We start from the raw sequence: 17,627 nt of genomic DNA, 5'->3' as shown, positions 1-17,627 counted from the left end.
CGCAGACGCGGCCGTGGCCGCCTACCGCCTGAAATAAAAGGATAATGCGTGGCGGGGCCGGGGCGATTGGCGGGCGCTCGCGCTTCTGTTACGCCCCACCGCCTGAAGCTTTTGCACAGGACCCAAGATGACCAGATTCCTCAGCCTTGCCGTGACCAGCTTGCTCGCGTCCACCGCGGCCCACGCCGAAGAAGGCATGTGGCTGCCGCGCCAGACGCCAAGCCTTGCCGCCGAACTCAAGGCCAAGGGCTTGCAGCTTGATCCGGCGACGCTTGGCGACCTGCAAAAGGCGCCGATGAACGCCATCGCCTCGCTGGGCGGTTGCTCGGCGGCGTTCCTCAGCCCGCAGGGGCTGGTCGCGACCAACCACCACTGCGTCTACGGCTCGATCCAGTATAATTCGAAGCCCGGGCAGGATTATCTGACCGACGGTTTCCTCGCCGCCGATTTCGCGGGCGAACTGCCCGCCGCGCCCGGCACGCGCATCTATGTGATCGAGGACCTGCGCGACGTTACGCGCGACATGAACAAGGGCGTCTCCACTCGCCTCACCGGCGCGGCGCGCTACGAAAAGATGGAAGCCAATCGCAAGGCGCTGGTGTCGGCCTGCGAAAAGCAGCCCAACCGCCGCTGCGACGTGCGTGCTTACTACGGCGGCGCGACCTACTTCCTGCAGCAGCAGCTCGAGATCAAGGACGTGCGCCTGGTCTATGCACCCGCCGGCGGGATCGGCAATTTCGGCGGTGAGACCGACAACTGGATGTGGCCGCGCCACACGGGCGATTTCGGCTTCTATCGCGCTTACGTCGCGCCGGACGGCACCTCGGCGCCCTATGCCGCGACCAATGTGCCTTACAAGCCCAAGTCCTGGCTCAAGGTCGCGACCGAGGGCGTCAAGGAGAACGACTTCGTGATGGTCGCCGGCTTCCCCGGCACCACCAGCCGCCTGGTCACCGCGGCCGAAGCCAAGTTCAATTTCGACACCATGACGCCGGTCCAGCAGCAGCTGCTGAACGACTATTCGGCGGCGATCGAAAAGGCGACCGCGGGCGATCCTGACGCGACGATCAAATATGCCTCGATCATCAAGGGCGCCGACAATTACAAGAAGAAGTATCTGGGCGAGATGGCGGGTGCCGATCGCATCGGCCTTGCCGCGCGCAAGGAGGCTGCGGAAGCCGAATATCGCGCGTGGATCGCCGCCGATCCCCGGCGCGCCGCCATGTACAATCCCGCCGCGCTCGACACGCTGGTCGCCGAAGCCAATCAGAGCGCGCTCGACAGCGTGCGGATGGGCACGCTCGGCCGCGCCCAGCTGCTGAGCGCCGCGCGCAATCTGTATCGCTGGTCGAAGGAACGGCAGAAGCCCGATGCGCAACGCGAGAGCGGCTATCAGGACCGCGACCTGCTGCCGACGCAGCAGCGGCTGACGGCGATCGAGCGGCGCTATGTGCCCAAGGTCGATCGCGCGTTGTTCGAGCAGGCGCTGACCGAATATCGCAAGGCCCCGGCCGAGAAACGCGACCCGGCGCTGGAAGCCAAGATCGCCGAGCTCGGCATGGACCGCCTCTATGCCGACACCAAGCTCGGCGACACCGCGACCCGGCTGGCCTGGTTGAACAAGACCCCGGCCGAGTTCGAAGCCTCGACCGATCCGTTCATCCAGCTTGCTGTCGCTTCCTATCCGCGCGATATCGCCCGCGAGGCGGAAGCCAAGGCCCGTGCCGGTCAGCTTCAGGCGGCGCGGTCGGCCTATATGCGCGGGATGCTCGCCTTCGCCGAAGCCAAGGGGCGCACGCTCTATCCCGATGCCAACGGCTCGCTCCGCTTCACCTATGGCAAGGTGACGGGCAAGGCGGTCGACGGGCAGGTGTGGACGCCGTTCACCACCGCCGAAGGGCTCGTCGCCAAGCAGACCGGCAAGGGCGAATTCGCCGCGCCGCAAAAGGCGATCGATCTGATCAAGGCCAAGGATTACGGCCGCTGGACTGCCCCGGCGCTCGGCACGCTGCCGGTCGATTTCATGTCGACGGTGGATATCACCAACGGCAATTCGGGTTCCTCGACGCTCAATGCCAAGGGTGAATTCGTGGGCCTGGCGTTCGACGGCACGCTCGATGGGGTGGTGGCCGACTGGCAATATGACCCGACCATCAACCGCACCATCCACGTCGACAGCCGCTTCATGCTGTGGACGATGGACAAGGTCGACGGGGCGCAGCGGCTGCTGCGCGAAATGGGCGTGATGTAAGACGCTGGCGGGCGGGGTCTTGGCCTCGCCTGCTAGTTTGCGAGTGCGTTCGCAACCAGTGAGCGGACGTCGACCTTGGCCTTAAACCGCGCGCCGAGCAGGGCGGTGCCGCTGATCTTGCGCTGGACGAACAACAGGTCGGCGGGGGGCAGGTGCCAGTTCGCCTTGTCGGCGGCGATCGCCACGCCTTCCTCGCGCATGATGGTCAGGAACGCGCGGTCGCCGAAGTCGAACGGTCCCGGTTTGTGCAATTCGGCCAGCACCACCTTCACCATCCGGTCGAGCGCCTCGCCGTGCCGGTCGGCAACCGCCTGTCCAATGAAGCCCGCCGCCACCGCGCCGCGCTTCACCGTGTCCGCATCCCCCGCCAGCGCCGCGCCGAGCAGGGTGCGATAGCCCTCGCTGATCGAGGCCGGCACATCCTGCGCCGCGCCGAAGTCGAGCAGCGCTATGCGGCCATCGTCGAGCAAGCGGTAGTTGGCGTAATTGGGGTCGGTCTGCATGACCCCGAACTCGAACAGTTCGCGCAACACCAGCCCGACGATCCGCGTCATCGCCACGTCGCGGATCTCCTGCGGCGCCTCGTCCAGCGCTTCGATCGGCTTGCTTTCGACGAAGCTCATCGCCAGCACGCGGGAGGTGGTGAACGTCTCGTCGAGCGTCGGGACCACGAACTCGGGTGCATTTTTCAGCAAGCCGCCGTAGCGCCGGAGCTGCTGCCCTTCGCGGACGTAATCCGCTTCGCGCGCCAGCTGCGCCTTGGCTTCGGCAAGCAGCGGCGCAATGTCGAGTTCGGTGGGGAGCAGCCCCGATACCTTCAGCAGGGCGGCGACATTGTCGACATCGGCGTCGATGCTTTCGGCGACGCCCGGATATTGGACCTTGATCGCGAGCACCCGGCCGTCGTGCGTCTCGGCGCGATGGACCTGCCCGATCGACGCGGCGGCGATCGGATGGGCCTGAAATCGCTTGAACCGGCGGCGCCAGTCCTTGCCCCATTCGGCTTCCAGCACCTTCTGCAATTGCTGCGGCGGCATGTGGAAGGCGTTGCTGCGCAGCCGGGCGAGAATGTCGCTGAGTTCGGGGGGCAGGAAGTCGCCGCTGTCGAGGCTGATCATCTGCCCCAGCTTCATCGCCGCCCCGCGCAGGTGGGCGAGGCGGTCGGCGAGGCGGGTGATGTTGGCCGGCGTCAGCAGCAGGTCGCGCCCGCTCGGCCGTTCGCCCGCCGCCAGCCGCCGCGCGCCTTCGGCCAGCATGCCCCCGGCCACCCCGCCGGCGAGGCGTCCGAACTGCCCGGCGCGGGCAAAGCGGCCACGCGGGATGGGGCGGCTTTCGTCCCCGCTCATGGCGCAAGCCGTTGGAGTGCAGGCCGGACGCGCAGGAAAGCGCGATAGAGAAGTTCGAGCAGCGCCAGCAGCGGGGGAAAGCGCGCGGCTTCGCCCAATGGTCTCAGAGACGGAATGGCGCGCCACATCGCGGCAAAGGCAGCCGCGCCGCTGAGCATCCGGTCGCCCTCGCGGGCATGGAAGCGGGCAAGCAGCGCGTCACGGCTGGCCGGGCAGTCGGACGGCGCGCCCGCCGACACATCGACGAACGCGATCCGCTTGGCACAGTCGAGCCGCCGCATCAGCGCGATTTCGCGTCGGCAGAGCGGGCAGCCGCCATCGAACCAGACCGTCAGCATGGGACCGATATAGGAGCGCGGGCGGCGCGATGAACCCGGACGAGAGACCGTGCCGTCCGGCCTGCAACAATCAGTCGAGCAGGTCGCCTAGCGCCTTGGCGAGCTGGGCGCGGCTATAGGGCTTGGCAATCACCATCGCGTCCCGGCTCCAGCCGACGCCGCCTTCGGCATAGCCGGTGGCGAACAGGAACGGGATCCCGCGCTCGTGCAGCAGATCGGCGACGGCATAGCTGCGTTGTTCGTTGAGATTGACGTCCAGTACCGCCACCGCAAATTCCTCGCGGCTGGCCAACTCCAGCGCTTCGGAAAGGCGGAAGGCCGGGCCGACCACGTCGTAGCCAAGCTCGATCACCATGTCCTCAAGCGCAAAGGCGATCATCGGCTCGTCCTCGACGAGAAGAACCCGAGGCGCGGGTTCAGCCATGCGCTGGCAGTGGAGCGTCCACTTCGCAGCGGACGCCATCGGGCTCGTAATGGATGCGCGCGGTGCCGCCGAGTTCGGCGGCGAGGCCGCGCTCGATCATCCGGGTGCCGAAGCCGCGCTTGTTCGGCTGGATGACGGGCGGCCCGCCGCGTTCCTTCCAGTCGAGCCGAAGCCGCTCGTTCTCGTTCGACCAGGTGATCGTGACGCTCCCGCCCGGCTGGCTGAGGCTGCCATATTTGGTGGCGTTGGTGGCGAGTTCGTGGACGGCCATGGCGAGACTAACTGCAACCTTCGGCGGCAGCAGAAGGTCCGGCCCGTCCAGAATGAAACACTCGTCGTCGGCCCGGACGGCCGTGAACGTGTCGCAAACGAGGCGGCGGAGCGGCACCGACTCCCATTTTTCCTGGGTGAGAATGCCGTGCGCCGCCGACAGGGCGCCGAGACGCCCTTCGAACCGGGACAGCAAGGCGGCGATGCTGTCCTCGCCGCGGAAGGTCTGCTGGGCGATGCTCTGGATGATGGCGAGCAGGTTCTTGGCGCGGTGGCTGAGTTCGCTGATCAGGAGGTGCTGATGCGCTTCGGCGGCCTTGCGCTCGGAAATGTCCTGCAGCGCGACAATCGCGATGCCCGCCCGCCCGTCATCGTCGAGGATCGGGGCCGCCTGCGCAAGCAAGGTGATCTCCCGGCCATCGGGGCGGCGGTAGCAGATTTCATCGTCGGTGACCGTCTCACCGAGCTTTGCCGCGCGATACAGAGGGTAGCGTTCAGCGGGCAGCGAGTGGCCCTGATCGTCGATCCCGCCATAGCGGTGATAGGTTTCGGCGCTTTCGGACAGGCTGGGGTGACCAAGCATGTCTTCGAGTGCCTGGTTGTAGAGAAAGATCTCGCCGCTGGGTACGCGGGCGATGGCGACGCCGACGGGCATCTGGTCGATCACCGCGCGAAGCTGCTCTTCGCTGCGGCGCACGCGCTCGATATTCTCGCGCCGCTCATCGACGTCGATCACCGAACCGACATAGCCGAGAAACTTGCCCGACCCGTCGAAGCGTGGTGCGGCAGCGTCGATGCACCAACGATAGCTGCCGTCGGCGCGGCGCAGGCGGAAATCGATTTCGTAAGGCGCGTTTGCTTCGTTGGCCTGGACGAAGGCCCGTTCGGTTTGGGGGCGGTCGTCGGCATGCACTGCGTTCAGCCAGCCAAAGCCTTCGCCTTCATGCTCGTCCTGCCCGGTGAAATCGTACCAGGTCTTGTTGAGATAGGTGCAATAGCCCGTCTCGTCGGTGACCCACAGCATCACCGGGGTCTGATCGGCGATATTGCGGAAGCGGTCTTCGCTTTCGCGCAGAATGGCTTCGGAACGGACCCGGACGATATGCGCCCAGCTGCGTTCGGTGGCTTCGGCGACCAGCGCCTGCTCGTCCTCCGTCCAGTCGCGCGGGACGTTCTGATGTACGGCCATCAAGGCGGCGAGCTTGCCTGCGCGGACATAAGGCATGCAGACTGTCGCCTCGATGCCGATCGACAGGAATTGGGCGCCTTCCTCTTCGCCAAGCTCGCCGCGGACGTCACGGATGACGAGCGGCGTGTTGCCGCGCAACCTTCGCGCGGCTGTCGCGCCGAAGGTGTCGAGGCTGTAGCTACCGACGATGCTTTGCGCCCCTTCGGCCGACCAGTTGCCGCGAATGGTAAAGGAGTCCTGGTCCACTTCCATGTCGGCGTAAGCGACGATCGAGGCCTTGAGGTACTGGCCGAGCAGGCGCGCGGTGACCGCCATGATCTCGTCCGGGGCGGCAAGGTCGTTGATCGCCCGCGACAGGCGATCGAACAGATCGAGCCGCTCGGCCCGGGCCTGCAGCGCGCGCTCGGCGGCGACACGGGCGGTGGTCTCGATTACGATGGCGAGCACGCCGGCGGGCCGGCCGTCGTCGCCCAGCACCGGCGAATAATCGAGGTTCATCGACACATTCTCGGGACGCCCGTGCCGGTGCAGCACCAGTTCCTGGTCCCGGAAGGACAATGTGCCGCCGGCGAGGCCGACCTTCATCACATGATCGTTGAAGTCGGCGACCTCCGGCCAGCCTTCGCGCACCTTGCTTCCGAGCAGGTCCGGATGGCGCCCACCGGCGATGACCGAATAAGCGTCGTTATAAAGCATGATGCCATCGTCGCCCCACAGCATTACTATCGGCACGGGCGAACGGAGCAGCAGGCCGGTGGCGGCCTTGAGGCTTTGCGGCCACTTTTCGACCGGGCCGAGGGTGTCGGACCAGTCGCGCGCTTTGATAAGGGCGCCGCATTCGCCGCCATCGTCGAGAAATACGGGCATCGACCGATGCGCTAGCGTGTCCGGGGCCGGTGGCAAAGCCTGACTATCGTGCGAAAGCGTCTTTCGTTAATCTTTCGCCATGCCCTGCTATACCCTGGACGACGTCGGCCCTACCCTCGGACCCGAAAGCTGGGTCGCCCCCAGTGCCGACCTGATCGGCGATGTCCGGCTTGAGACAAGGGCCAGCGTGTGGTTCGGGGCGGTGATCCGGGCCGACAACACACCGATCCTGATCGGGCGGGAAAGCAATATCCAGGACGGTGCGGTGTGCCACAGCGATCCCCACGCGCCGCTGACGGTCGGCGCCCGGGTGACGGTCGGCCATCAGGCGATCCTCCACGGCTGCACTGTGGGCGCGGGCGCGCTGATCGGCATGGGCGCGCGGGTGCTGAACGGGGCGGTGATCGGCGAGCGCTGCATTGTCGGCGCGGGCGCCCTGGTGCCCGAAGGCAAGGTCTATGAAGCCGGGCACCTCCTGATCGGCGCGCCGGCTCGCATCGTCCGTGCGCTCAGCGACGCCGAGCTTCGGATACTGGAGGCGAGCGCGCTTCATTACGCGGAGAAAGCCGCGCTTTATGACCGCAGCCTGCGGTTACAGGGCTGACACTTGAGCGCCCATGCGCGCCGTCCCAGATTGCCGTTCATGATCGACATCCGCCCCTTCGCCTCGCTCGGCCACGCCAACCACGGCTGGCTCGACGCCCGCCACCATTTCTCGTTCGCCAATTACTACGATCCCGGCCGCATGGGCTGGGGCAAGATCCGCGTGTGGAACGACGACAAGATCGCGGGCAAGTCGGGCTTTCCGCCGCACCCGCACCGCGACATGGAAATCGTGACCTACGTCCGCACCGGCGCGATCACGCACCAGGACAGCATGGGCAACAAGGGCCGCACCGGCGCCGGCGACGTCCAGGTGATGAGCGCCGGGACCGGTGTCACCCATGCCGAATATAACCTCGAAGACGAGGACACGACCCTGTTCCAGATCTGGATCGAGACCGATCGGCCCGGCGCGGCGCCGAGCTGGGGCGCAATGCCCTTCCCGCGCGAAGCCCGTGACGGCGCGTTCCAGTTGCTTGCCAGCGGGAAGGAAGGCGACGGCGCGCTGACCATCAATGCCGACGCGCGGATCATGGGCGCGACGCTGAAGGGCGGAAGCGAGATCACGCTAGTGGCCGATCCCGCGCGGCACCTGTACCTCGTGCCCTCGGCCCCGGTCCGCATCAACGGCGTCGCCGCGCAAGCCCGCGACGGGGTGGCGATCACCGGCGAGACGAGCCTCGTCATCACCGGCGACGAGGACGCCGAGCTGGTGCTGGTCGACGCCCGGTAACACGGCGTCATGCTTGCCGCTGGGGGAGGGGAGGCCTAGAGGCTGGCCATCCCTCCTTCAGCATCGATCCTGTAGCGCCCCTCACGTGACGCGATTTCCCCACCTCATTCTTGCCGGCGCTGTGCTTGGCCTCAGCCTGCCGGCCGCGGCGCAGAACAATGCGGCGCCCGCCAATGTCGTGACCCCCGCACCGGCGCCGCGCGAGGGCACCGTCGGGCCAGAGCAGCTACGCGACTTCGCCTTGCCCGGAACCCGGCAGGCACCCGCGCCGAGCACCAACGACTCTCCGCGCACGGCGCCCGCCCCGACCGAGCGAGCCGTCCCGGCCCCGGCGACCGCCAATCGCCCCGCGCCTGACACCGCTCGCACCACCGAACCCGCGCGGGCGGCACCTGTAGCTACGGAACCCGATGCCGAGGCCCCGCGTCCGCAAGGTACTGCACCCGAGCCGGCGCCGACGTCGTTGCCGAGCGCCTTGCCGCCGATCACCCCGGCACCGCCGGTGGCCGCCGCGCCCTTGCCGCCGATCACCGTCAGCCAGCCGGGCACCGCGACGTCGGCGCCGTCTCAGCCCTTGTGGTGGCCGTGGCTGCTGGCCGCGGCGCTTGGCGGCATCGCCCTGGCGCTGGTGCTTCGCCAGCGTCGGCGTCCGGTCCTGGCCGGACCTGCGGGCCGGGCGTTCGAGCGGGCGTCGCCCGAGCCGGACTTCACCCCACCGCCCCGCGCCCCCACGCCGCCTGCCGCCCCGCCGCCCGCTCCGGAAGCGCCGCCGCAAGCCCCGCGCCCGGCCGGTCTCGTCACCACCCGGCTGCGCGCACCGATCGGTGCTCCGCCCCCGGCCGTGCCGCCGTCGCCGCCCGTTCCGGCCGCGAAGTCCGGCGGGATCGTCAGCACCCGCCTGCGCGGCTGGATCGAACTCGACCTCGTGGTACGCGAAATCCTGTTCACGCCAGGCGAGGCACGGCTGCGCATCGACATCCTGGTCGGCAACGGCGGTACCGGCCATGCAAGGGCCATCGCGCTGGAAACCGTGACGATCAACGGCGGCGAAGATCAGGAAGCGGCGCTGGCCGGCTTCTTTGCCCGGCCGGCGGCCAGCACCATCGCCATTCCGGAACTCGGCCCGCTTGGGGAAACCGTGCTGAGCCATGAACTGGTGGTGCCGCGCGGCGCGATCCGGGCGTATGAAGCGGGGGGCAAGGCGCTGTTCGTGCCGGTGATCGCGCTCAATGCCGCCTATCGCACCGCATCGGGCGAAGGGCGCACCGGCGCGGCCTTTCTGGTCGGGCGCGACGTGCCGGGGTCCGAGAAACTGGCCCCCGTCCTGCTTCCCGACGGCGACGGGCGATCGCTCGGGCTTGGCGTCCGCCGGCTGGAAGAAGCGGTTCGCCGCTGAACACTGAAGTTGACAGGCACCCCGCCGGGCGGCATTGGCGCCCGGCCTGACCTCGTGGAGAGGTGGCCGAGTGGTTAAAGGCAGCAGACTGTAAATCTGCCCGCGCAAGCGTACGCTGGTTCGAATCCAGCCCTCTCCACCATCTTCTAAGGTATTCAGATCCAACCAATTTTGTTGGGTCCAATTCCCTAGGTAGGTCAACCTCGCGTTCGCGTGTGTAATTCTGGTGTAATTGATTCGGGGACCGTGATGTTCAGCGCGTTGATCGCGTCGTGGACATGATCGCCGAATAGGTGAACGTAATGCAGCACCATCGCAGCCGTTTTGTGCCCGCTGATCTTCTGGATGGTTGGGACATCAGTCTTGGCCATCGCAAGTGCGCTGATGGCCGTGTGCCGCATCACATGGGGCGTGCAGTAGGCCGGATTTAGGCCAGCGCGGATGACGGCGCGCTTGAACGGACCCCGCATGTCTCGACAGTGCCCCGTTTTGGTGCCGGGCCGCATCGCAGGGAAGATCCATCCGTTCGGGTCATCTTCCATGTCGCGCTGATAAAGAAGAGCGTCCCTCAACGCTGGGGTGATCGGCTGCTGCCGCTCACCGGCCTTGGCCTTGTCGATCCAGATGTTGCAGCTGTCGAAGTCGACCTCGTCGTAACGGCGCTGCACGATCTCTGAGTGCCTCATGGAGGCGTTCAGCCCGAAGAGGACGAAGAGCCACACGCGCGGGTTCTGGTCTGCCGCCGCAGCCTCAAGCAGGCGAACACGCTGCTCGGGCGTCAGAATCCTAATCCGCTTACGGGTTTCCTTCTCCTTGGGCAGTTCGGGAAGGTCCGCTTTGCTCATCCACCCCCAATCCTTTGTCGAAGCGTGGTTCAGCAGGTGGGATAACGTGGATAGTTCACGATTGATCGTCGCGGCCGCCGCACCCTGGTCCGAGCGGGATTTGCGGTATTCCTTCAGCTTGTGCTGGCTGATTTTGTCGAGCCGAGTGCTGCCAAGAAACGGGACAAGCCTCTGCGTCAGGTGCCGCTTCTTGTTCTTCATGTCCTTGCCGTCGGTCGCCTCCATCCGCTTTACGTACTCGGTGGCGGCTTCAGCGAAGGTGCGGTGGAGCTTCCGACCCTCGGGAAGGTTGAGGCGGCCTTCGCGGGCTTCAGTTCTCAGCTGTTCAATGAGGCGTTCAGCGGTACCACGCCGAACTCCCTCGCTGTCCTTGCCGACGACGCGGTGGATGCGCTGCCCATCCACCATCACGTTGATGGAGAAGCGCACATCGCCTGACTTAGTCTTTTCAGCGACGATGCCGTGTTCAGTGATCTTGCCCCCCGGCACGAGAGCGGAGATGGCCCGCCCACTCAGCTTGCTGAACTTAAGCGCCACCCGACGTGTCCTTGCCAAGCTTCGATTTAACAATCGTTCCGAGCCCGACCGAGCGACCAAGCATTACTGCGGCTTCGCGAAGCCTTTCATGCTCCTTGACCTGCTCAGAGATTTTCGCAGGGACGTGAAAGCCAGGTCGATCCACGAGGTCAACAAGGACGAACTCGTCAAGCTGATGAGGATTCGGAGCGAAAATCGTCGACACCGACTGCGCCAAGGCAGTCTGGACCGCGAGAGCAGTGTAATAATCTTCGACCCACGACTTTTTGTGCTTCTTCTCGATATGCCAGATCACGCCTGCAAGGGTGCGCAGTGCGTGCGCTGTGGCTCCACCTCCAAGCGCCTCGTCGTCAAGCAGCGACTGGCGAATTCGATCATCCGCCTCTTTCGCGAGCGACTGTCCGTTGCGGTCTGCTGAAAGCTCGAGCTTGGTGCGAGTGTCGGCCGACACATTCGTGGAAATGGAGTAGCGCTTCCCCTCGCTGGGCGTACTCCTCGGTCGGCCTCTTGCCCGCTTAGCCGTTACTTCGGTCATCTTCTCTCCTTTCATATTTCCGCTTGTTCGCCTCCAGATCACTTATTATTACCTATATCGGTAGAAATCGGGGGAAGTCCAGTGGACGTTGTGCAGATTAGCGTGAGAGTGCTTCCGGATGGTCGTGTCGCGAGGGCAGATGCGGCTCGGTTCCTGGGCTTAGCTCCAGGAACGTTGGCCACGTGGGGCGGCAAAGGATGCGGGCCTCGGCCCCGCCGTGTCGGGGGCCGGGTCTTTTACTACCTTCGTGATCTCGAGGCCTTCCGCGACACGGGTGCGCGAGAAGCTGGGGCAGTGCGCATCTAAGGGTTGCGCGATCGATGAACCCTTTTGGGTCCGCCTTACAACGACCGGCTACGCACGATTGCGAGAGGTCGCTGCTGGAGAAGAACATGAAGCATGAAGTCTTTTCGAACCACGACGCCCACGATCTCATCCGCGGGATTGTCGAGAAATCCTCTGGGCGTTCACCTCACCTGCTGGGAGATCTCGTTGCGAAAGTCGCTGAAGAGCTTGGCGACGAGCTTGGAGAGATCATGGATCAAATTGGACGTCTCAAGGAAGTCCGAGCTGGGTGGCATCCCGGGCAGTCTGCTGAGGACGCCCGGCGCCGTCTTCACAATCCCAAGCTGAACACTCCCTATCCATCTGATCGCGCCGGTGCCCTTCTGCTCAAGCGGATCAAGCTCAGCGAGGAGGTCACCGCCTTGGTGGCGGCGTTGGCGGTCCCACTGGCTAAGCTGGAGATGGTCGATGCCGAACTCGCCGCCGTTCGCCACGCCCTCGAGGAGCTCGAACGGACCCGGGCGGCCCACAAAGAGAGCGGCCTGTATGCTGGATCGGCAGATTTCCTCAGCCGCCTTCACACGCGCTTCGAGATCGGGTGGGCCGATCTGTGCTGCCTTACAGCGGACGAGGAGCAGGCGATCGCGAATATCGTACTATGCCGAGCTCAGGCTCGCCCCAAGGCTCTTGGGGAGGATTGAAGTGCCTGATCTCGTTAACTGCCGTAGTCGCCGTCGGAGCGGCGATGAAGGCCCCGCCGGCCCTAGCCGGCGCCCGGCGGCACAGCCGCCCGCAAAAGTAAAACTCGGTGTCCAGTTTTACGTTATTGCGCAAATTCAATGGTCACGAGAGAAGCGCTCGGTCTGTCACAATAGATCGAGCCAGTTGTCACCGGAAATCCCGTCGAACGGTGGGATTTGTCACCCGCTTCTCGGTCCTCAGACAAGTGTTTGTCACACAATATGGAGTCGCAGGACGCGCGACGTCGTGTCTGCGCTCCAGAACGGCCGAGCGCGTCTGGCGTGCCAGGAAGCTTGGCACCCCAAAAGTGAAGCACATTCCGAGGCAGCGAACTGATGCTCGAAGCGCCTTTGCACGAGATCGTGCCAGACCATCTCATCGCCGCGTTCCGCAAGATGTGGGAGGTCGAAGGACCAGATGCTATCAGCGAAGTTCGCAAGCTCATGGACGTCTTGGCGGAGGACCAAGACTCCGATGAGGTATCTAGATGGGTGGCAAAGATTATCTTCGGGCTGGTTGGCCAAGGTCCAGACCTGGCTAGCTGGCTTGAAGCTGTGGCCGTCGGCAGCTTTCAACTTCGTCCTGACATGGATTACGCCTACTCGGGGGAGCTGAAATCGCGAGCACGCCACTTGGCTCGACAAAGACCCATGTTCATCGGCGACATCGAAGCGCATCGAAGAGCCTGGGCAGTTGAGGTCAACCAGGTGCAGGCTGGAGGCCTCCTGATCGCCGCCTCGGCGCTAATGAAGGAGATGAAGAAGAACGTTGCGGCTAAGGCGGCGATCGGACCGGGGTGGCCGCTGATGGTCGCCGTAAATGATCACTTTGGTGCGAACGAGATGAAGGCGCTTCATCAGTTCGGAGGGGAGCATCGGCTTCATGAGCTGCTCGCCTTCGGCGCTCGTTGGGCTCTGAGACGCTTTATCACGGAATTTCACCCCCATGGCGCTCCCAAGACGAGCCGCGCCGCCGATTGGCGCAGGTCTCTGCCACCTGGGGTGGACGTTCGGGCCTACTTTGGGAGGCCACGGCGAACGACGGCTGCGCCGACCGATGAAGCCGCTGCTTCGACTGACGGCTCCTATGCGTCCGTCCAAAGACGCATTCTCGCCGGATCCTGGCCCTCGTTTCTCGATTTCACCGCATTGAAGACGATGCTGAATACCCAGGAAGAAGCAAGGCGCGCCTTCGAAGATGATCCCTTCGGATCTTCGGGCGTGCCTGTTGAGCCGCTGGTGCCGCCGCTTGCATGGCTGACACTCTACAATGCACCTTCATCAGAAGAATGCTTTTCACGCGCCATGCGGGCTGTAGCGCGACGAAGGCATCGCGAGCAGCTCGCAGCGGTGGGTTCGCCTGATGTCGCTACCGAGGATTACAGGATGCAGGTGTGGCTGGAGCACTGGATCGCCGAGGGCGGCGGGATACCCAAGGCTCTACCGATTCGCTTCTTCTCGTACCTTGAAGAGGAGGCCTGTCTGGCCTTCGAGACCAAGGGTGAGCAATGGCGTGGCTATCCGACTTGGTCGGGGCATGGGCTTTTGCCAAGAGAACCAAGCAAGTTGAAGCCGGCCACGCTGGTCGACGCACAAGAGATGAACCCATCGGAGATCGTGTGGGTCACGCCTGCACGAGAAGTCGATCGAATTTTAGTCAACGCACAGCCGGATGTCGAAAGCGACACCAGCGAGTAATTGCAGACGGCTTTCGATCTGAGGCAGGTCAGCCGTGGATCGGATCAGGCCTTCTCAGCGTATCGTGGTTCGAGCCCTCGGATTGCCGAAACAAGGTTTTGTACCTGCGTCAGGTCGAAGACGTCGCTAACCCCATTCGGCGCCTCATCGGTGTAGGGCGGCTCGTAGAGCAATGCCGGGTCCATCGAACCAGCGCTGGTGAGATGGTCGATAATCAGGTCGAGGAAGTGGAGCTGCTGGGCGCTCAGCACGGACCCATCCAGCGCGTCGTTCAGGGTTCGTTTCGCGGCGTTGCGGTCGAGACCTACCCAGGACCGGATCAAGGCTGGCAGGCCATCGTGAGCCCGAAAGCGGGCGAAATCATTGGCACCGGCAACCCCCGCATGCTCGAACATTCGCTGGAGCTCATCAAGGTCTGCCTGAGTGAGAGGGCGGCCCTGCCTAAGCCGCTCCAGGGTGAGATGGTCCCGGTGAGCCTCGATGTAAGCCCGCGCCTTGCGCCGGAACTGTGCCAGCGCCTCTGAGTCCCCCAAGTCGCCAATCGCGATCTCGCGTGTGTCTCCGATCTCATCGGTGAAGTTCGTCGTAACAATCACCCGTTCGCCAGGCTCAATGAGGCTCATCAGGCCGCGAAGCTTGCGGCGGGCCTGCTCGATCATCTCGGGCGTAAGATCTCGCCACCAATCGTCGGTTTGCACCTCCTGGATCAGAACCATCAACTTGGCGACGTCAGGAATGCTTTCCTTGGCTTCCAGGGCGTGAACCAGCTGAACCCATTGGCGGCGCAGCCTCTCGACCGGCTCACCCCGAAGCAGCGACAGTTGGACGCGGAGACAGAGCATGTCGAAACGCTTGGCGTCGACGTCGTTGTCGATGACGCTGGTGGGTAGGCCGGACAGGTATTCGGCAAGCTCGTGCTGGTCTTCTTGGCTTAGCCGTTGCCATGTTTCGGATCGCTGGAACTTCTCGACGTATCGGCGCTGGCTTCGAACGATGAAGTTTTCAAGCGGCATGCCGGCGACCTCCGCAGCCAGATGGTCCCTCACCGACCGATAGAGACCAAGCTCGGCGCCTTCGAACGCCTCTGGCTCTTCTTTGACGATTGGCCCGCCATGCTCCCGAGGCTGCAGCAGACCCAGCAGCTTTACCCGGGCCCTAAAGAGCCGCTCGCCAAGCGGCATCGCAAGCTTGCCATCTGCCTGTGGAATTTGAGCGTTGAAGAAGTCGAAGTTGCCGAGATAATCGAAGACGTAGAAGAAGCGCTTGGCGCCTTCATCGCCCTTCTCTTCGCCGAAGATGCCGGGGCAAAGCCGGGTGCCCCGGCCGATCATCTGCCAGAACTTCGACTTGGACCGGACGATCTTGAAGAAGACGAGGTTCAGGATCTCGGGAATGTCGATGCCGGTGTCCAGCATGTCCACGGACACAGCAATCTGCGGCGTGTCGGAGGGGTCAGAGAAGCGATCAATCAGCTGGTGAGCATAGCGCACCTGATTGTCGATCAGTTGGCAGAATTGCCCCTTGAGGTGAGGGTAGTTGGCGTCGAACCGCTCAACGATGAATTCGGCGTGCCGGTGGTTCTTGGCGAAGATGATGGTCTTGCCGAGCTTCTCCCCCTCGTCGACCTTCAGCCCGTCCCGCATCAGCTGCTCGAGCATCTTGTCGATGGTGTCCTGGTTGAACAGCCAGTCGTTCACCGCCGACGGGTCCACGCTGTCAGGCGGACCATCCTCGCCCCACTCGGTGGCGTCCCACTCGTCTTTCTCTTCATCGGAGAGGTCGTCGTACTTGATGCCCTCTCGTGGGAACTTCATCGGGACGTCACGGGCGCGAGGTGGGACCAGCCATTCGTCAGCCACCGCCTGCTTCAGGTCGTAGGCGTCGGTCGGCACCCCCTGTTCCAGTTCAAAGAGCTGATAGGTGTTGCGGTCCACCTCGTCCTTGGGTGTCGCTGTGAGACCCACCAGCGGAGCGTCGAACCAGTCGAAGATGGCACGGTATTTCCGATACACCGAGCGGTGCGCCTCATCGATGACAATGAGATCGAAGTAGCCGGGTCCGAACCGTTGCCGCCCGTCGGCCCGTGACCTCTCGATCAGGTTCATCATCGTTGGGTAGGTCGACACGAACACGCGACCGTCATTCGCCGGCTCAAGGCAGACATTGACCGTGGCGCAGTCGGGAAGGTGCTTTTTGAAGGCGTTGGCGGCCTGCCGGACCAGCGGGACGCGGTCAGCCAGGAACAGCACCCGCTTAACCCAGTTCGCCCGCATCAGGATGTCGGAGAGCGCAATCACCGTTCGCGTCTTGCCCGAGCCCGTGGCCATGACGAGCAGTGCCTTGCGCTGGTGCTCCCCGCCGCGATCATGGTCCTCGATCCGGTGGGTGACGGCTCGGATCGCCTTTTCCTGGTAGTTCCGTCCGCCGCCAGCAGCGATGTCGCGGTTGGTGGGCACCGTGGCGAGTGGCAGCCGATTAGACCGCCGCTGGACGACAAGCTCCAACTCGTCACGGGTCAAGAAGCCGCTGATCGGCCTCGGTGGGTAGCGCTTGTCATCCCAGATGTGGTGGTCGTAGCCGTTGGTGTAGAAGATCACCGGACGTTGCCCGAACATGTTCTCCAGGCAGTCCGCATAGAGTTTTGCTTGCTGCTTGCCCTCGCGGGGATCCTTTCGGGTGCGCTTGGCTTCAACTACGCCGAGCGGCTTCCCATCGGCGCCCCAGAGCACGTAGTCGGCAAAGCCACGCCCTTCCGAGTTGGGCATGCCGGTCACCTCGAACTCGGTGTCCCGGCCTGGCCTGGTCAACGCCCAACCCGCCTCCCGCAGAAGCAGGTCGATGAACTCATCGCGGGTCTGCGCCTCATTGTAGTCGTGGCGGGCGTCGGCCTGTGAGTTCGCCTGCCGAAGTGCCGTGTATTCGGCCTTGAGGCGCTCGAGCTCGGCTTCGATCGCGGCCCTTCCTTCAGCATCCCGCAGCCGCTCCGCGCGCTCCCTCTCCAGGGCTTCAGCATGGCGAGCGGCCTCTGCTTGCAAGGCGGCGGCGGCGGCGGCGTCGGTCGGGGCCGCGATGGTGTTGCGAGGCAAAAGGTCGGCGGAGAAGCCAAGCTCGGGCGGCGGTGGCTGCTGGCTGTAGTGGCTGGCGAACCAGTAGCAGACATGGAACAGCTCTCGGACGGCGCTGATGGCCTGACTGTCGCCGAAGGCGCCCGGATGAGCAGCACGGTTGCCGATCTTCCGGATGAGGTCGATCTTAGTCCCGACCATCAGGCCGACCAGCCGCCGGAAGCTTGGCTCGTTTGTCAGTGCGTTGAGGCTAGTCTCGTAAGGAACGCGGAGGCTCGCGTCATGGTCGTAGAGCCAGCGCACCATCGCCTCGACCCCCAGCCGCGAGCGCATCGCCGAGCCGCGCGGATCGGCGATCGCGAGCGCCTCGGCCATGGCGGCATGTTCGTGCAGGAAGGGGTGAGCTGCAACGAAGACGAATTGGCTGGGCGGAGTGGCTGGCGCGGTCGCGTCGCCGAAGCGCTCACCCGCCCGAACCGACAGGATTTTGCGCTCTTCGTTCATT

The 17,627-nt window shown here is 64.6% G+C and carries 13 protein-coding genes and 1 tRNA gene; 7 read left to right on the top strand and 7 right to left on the bottom strand.

The features are described from left to right. Positions 1 to 127 precede the first annotated feature (127 nt). Positions 128 to 2,251, top strand: coding sequence for a S46 family peptidase (locus V6R86_RS01700; protein ID WP_338501488.1), 2,124 nt, complete (start codon positions 128 to 130; stop codon positions 2,249 to 2,251). Positions 2,252 to 2,283: 32 nt separating this feature from the next. Here V6R86_RS01700 and V6R86_RS01695 read toward each other — a convergent pair whose 3' ends face one another. The 4 genes from V6R86_RS01695 to V6R86_RS01680 form a co-directional block, all read right to left on the bottom strand. Continuing rightward, positions 2,284 to 3,597: an AarF/ABC1/UbiB kinase family protein gene (locus tag V6R86_RS01695; protein ID WP_338501486.1), complete on the bottom strand. Its 1,314-nt coding sequence runs from the start codon at positions 3,595 to 3,597 to the stop codon at positions 2,284 to 2,286. Continuing rightward, positions 3,594 to 3,935 carry a DUF393 domain-containing protein gene (locus V6R86_RS01690; RefSeq protein WP_338501484.1) on the bottom strand — a complete coding sequence of 114 codons (342 nt, stop codon included), beginning with the start codon at positions 3,933 to 3,935 and terminating at the stop codon, positions 3,594 to 3,596. The genes V6R86_RS01695 and V6R86_RS01690 overlap by 4 nt, the downstream gene beginning before the upstream one ends. A 70-nt stretch (positions 3,936 to 4,005) precedes the next feature. After that, positions 4,006 to 4,359 (bottom strand): response regulator, encoded by a 354-nt coding sequence (locus V6R86_RS01685; RefSeq protein WP_338501482.1) that lies wholly within the window; start codon positions 4,357 to 4,359, stop codon positions 4,006 to 4,008. Further along, positions 4,352 to 6,685, bottom strand: a complete 2,334-nt coding sequence (locus V6R86_RS01680) for a PAS domain S-box protein (protein WP_338501480.1) — start codon at positions 6,683 to 6,685, stop codon at positions 4,352 to 4,354. Before V6R86_RS01680 ends, V6R86_RS01685 begins: the two co-directional genes overlap by 8 nt. A 79-nt stretch (positions 6,686 to 6,764) precedes the next feature. Between V6R86_RS01680 and V6R86_RS01675 the strand changes: the two genes are divergently transcribed. From V6R86_RS01675 to V6R86_RS01660, 4 genes are all read left to right on the top strand, one after another. Continuing rightward, a complete protein-coding gene (locus V6R86_RS01675) occupies positions 6,765 to 7,289 on the top strand; it encodes a gamma carbonic anhydrase family protein (RefSeq protein ID WP_338501478.1) in 525 nt (174 codons plus the stop codon). Positions 7,290 to 7,328: 39 nt separating this feature from the next. Next, positions 7,329 to 8,021, top strand: coding sequence for a pirin family protein (locus V6R86_RS01670; RefSeq protein ID WP_338501476.1), 693 nt, complete (start codon positions 7,329 to 7,331; stop codon positions 8,019 to 8,021). Positions 8,022 to 8,106: 85 nt separating this feature from the next. Further along, positions 8,107 to 9,417, top strand: a complete 1,311-nt coding sequence (locus tag V6R86_RS01665; protein ID WP_338501475.1) for a hypothetical protein — start codon at positions 8,107 to 8,109, stop codon at positions 9,415 to 9,417. Between the two features lie 56 nt (positions 9,418 to 9,473). Beyond that, a tRNA-Tyr gene (locus tag V6R86_RS01660) sits at positions 9,474 to 9,559 on the top strand. 55 nt (positions 9,560 to 9,614) lie between these two features. Here the strand turns inward: V6R86_RS01660 and V6R86_RS01655 are convergent. Further along, complete coding sequence (locus V6R86_RS01655; RefSeq protein ID WP_338501473.1) at positions 9,615 to 10,799, bottom strand: site-specific integrase; 1,185 nt, start codon at positions 10,797 to 10,799, stop codon at positions 9,615 to 9,617. Beyond that, positions 10,789 to 11,334 (bottom strand): hypothetical protein, encoded by a 546-nt coding sequence (locus V6R86_RS01650; RefSeq protein WP_338501471.1) that lies wholly within the window; start codon positions 11,332 to 11,334, stop codon positions 10,789 to 10,791. The genes V6R86_RS01655 and V6R86_RS01650 overlap by 11 nt, the downstream gene beginning before the upstream one ends. A 320-nt stretch (positions 11,335 to 11,654) precedes the next feature. Here V6R86_RS01650 and V6R86_RS01645 point away from each other — a divergent pair, with 320 nt between their 5' ends. Both V6R86_RS01645 and V6R86_RS01640 read left to right on the top strand, forming a co-directional pair. Beyond that, positions 11,655 to 12,320: a hypothetical protein gene (locus V6R86_RS01645; protein WP_338501470.1), complete on the top strand. Its 666-nt coding sequence runs from the start codon at positions 11,655 to 11,657 to the stop codon at positions 12,318 to 12,320. Between the two features lie 375 nt (positions 12,321 to 12,695). Next, on the top strand, positions 12,696 to 14,057 hold the full coding sequence (locus V6R86_RS01640) for a hypothetical protein (RefSeq protein WP_338501468.1): 1,362 nt from the start codon (positions 12,696 to 12,698) through the stop codon (positions 14,055 to 14,057). Between the two features lie 44 nt (positions 14,058 to 14,101). On the opposite strand, the gene V6R86_RS01635 is transcribed toward V6R86_RS01640, so the two are convergent. Then, positions 14,102 to 17,626: a DEAD/DEAH box helicase family protein gene (locus V6R86_RS01635; RefSeq protein WP_338501466.1), complete on the bottom strand. Its 3,525-nt coding sequence runs from the start codon at positions 17,624 to 17,626 to the stop codon at positions 14,102 to 14,104. Position 17,627: the final 1 nt, after the last annotated feature.

Origin of the sequence: Sphingomonas kaistensis (genome assembly GCF_036884275.1) — a bacterium.
Taxonomy (GTDB): Bacteria; Pseudomonadota; Alphaproteobacteria; order Sphingomonadales; family Sphingomonadaceae; genus Sphingomicrobium; species Sphingomicrobium kaistense_A.
Note: the sequence above shows the minus strand (reverse complement) of the source record. Positions and strands in the feature narration are given on the sequence as shown.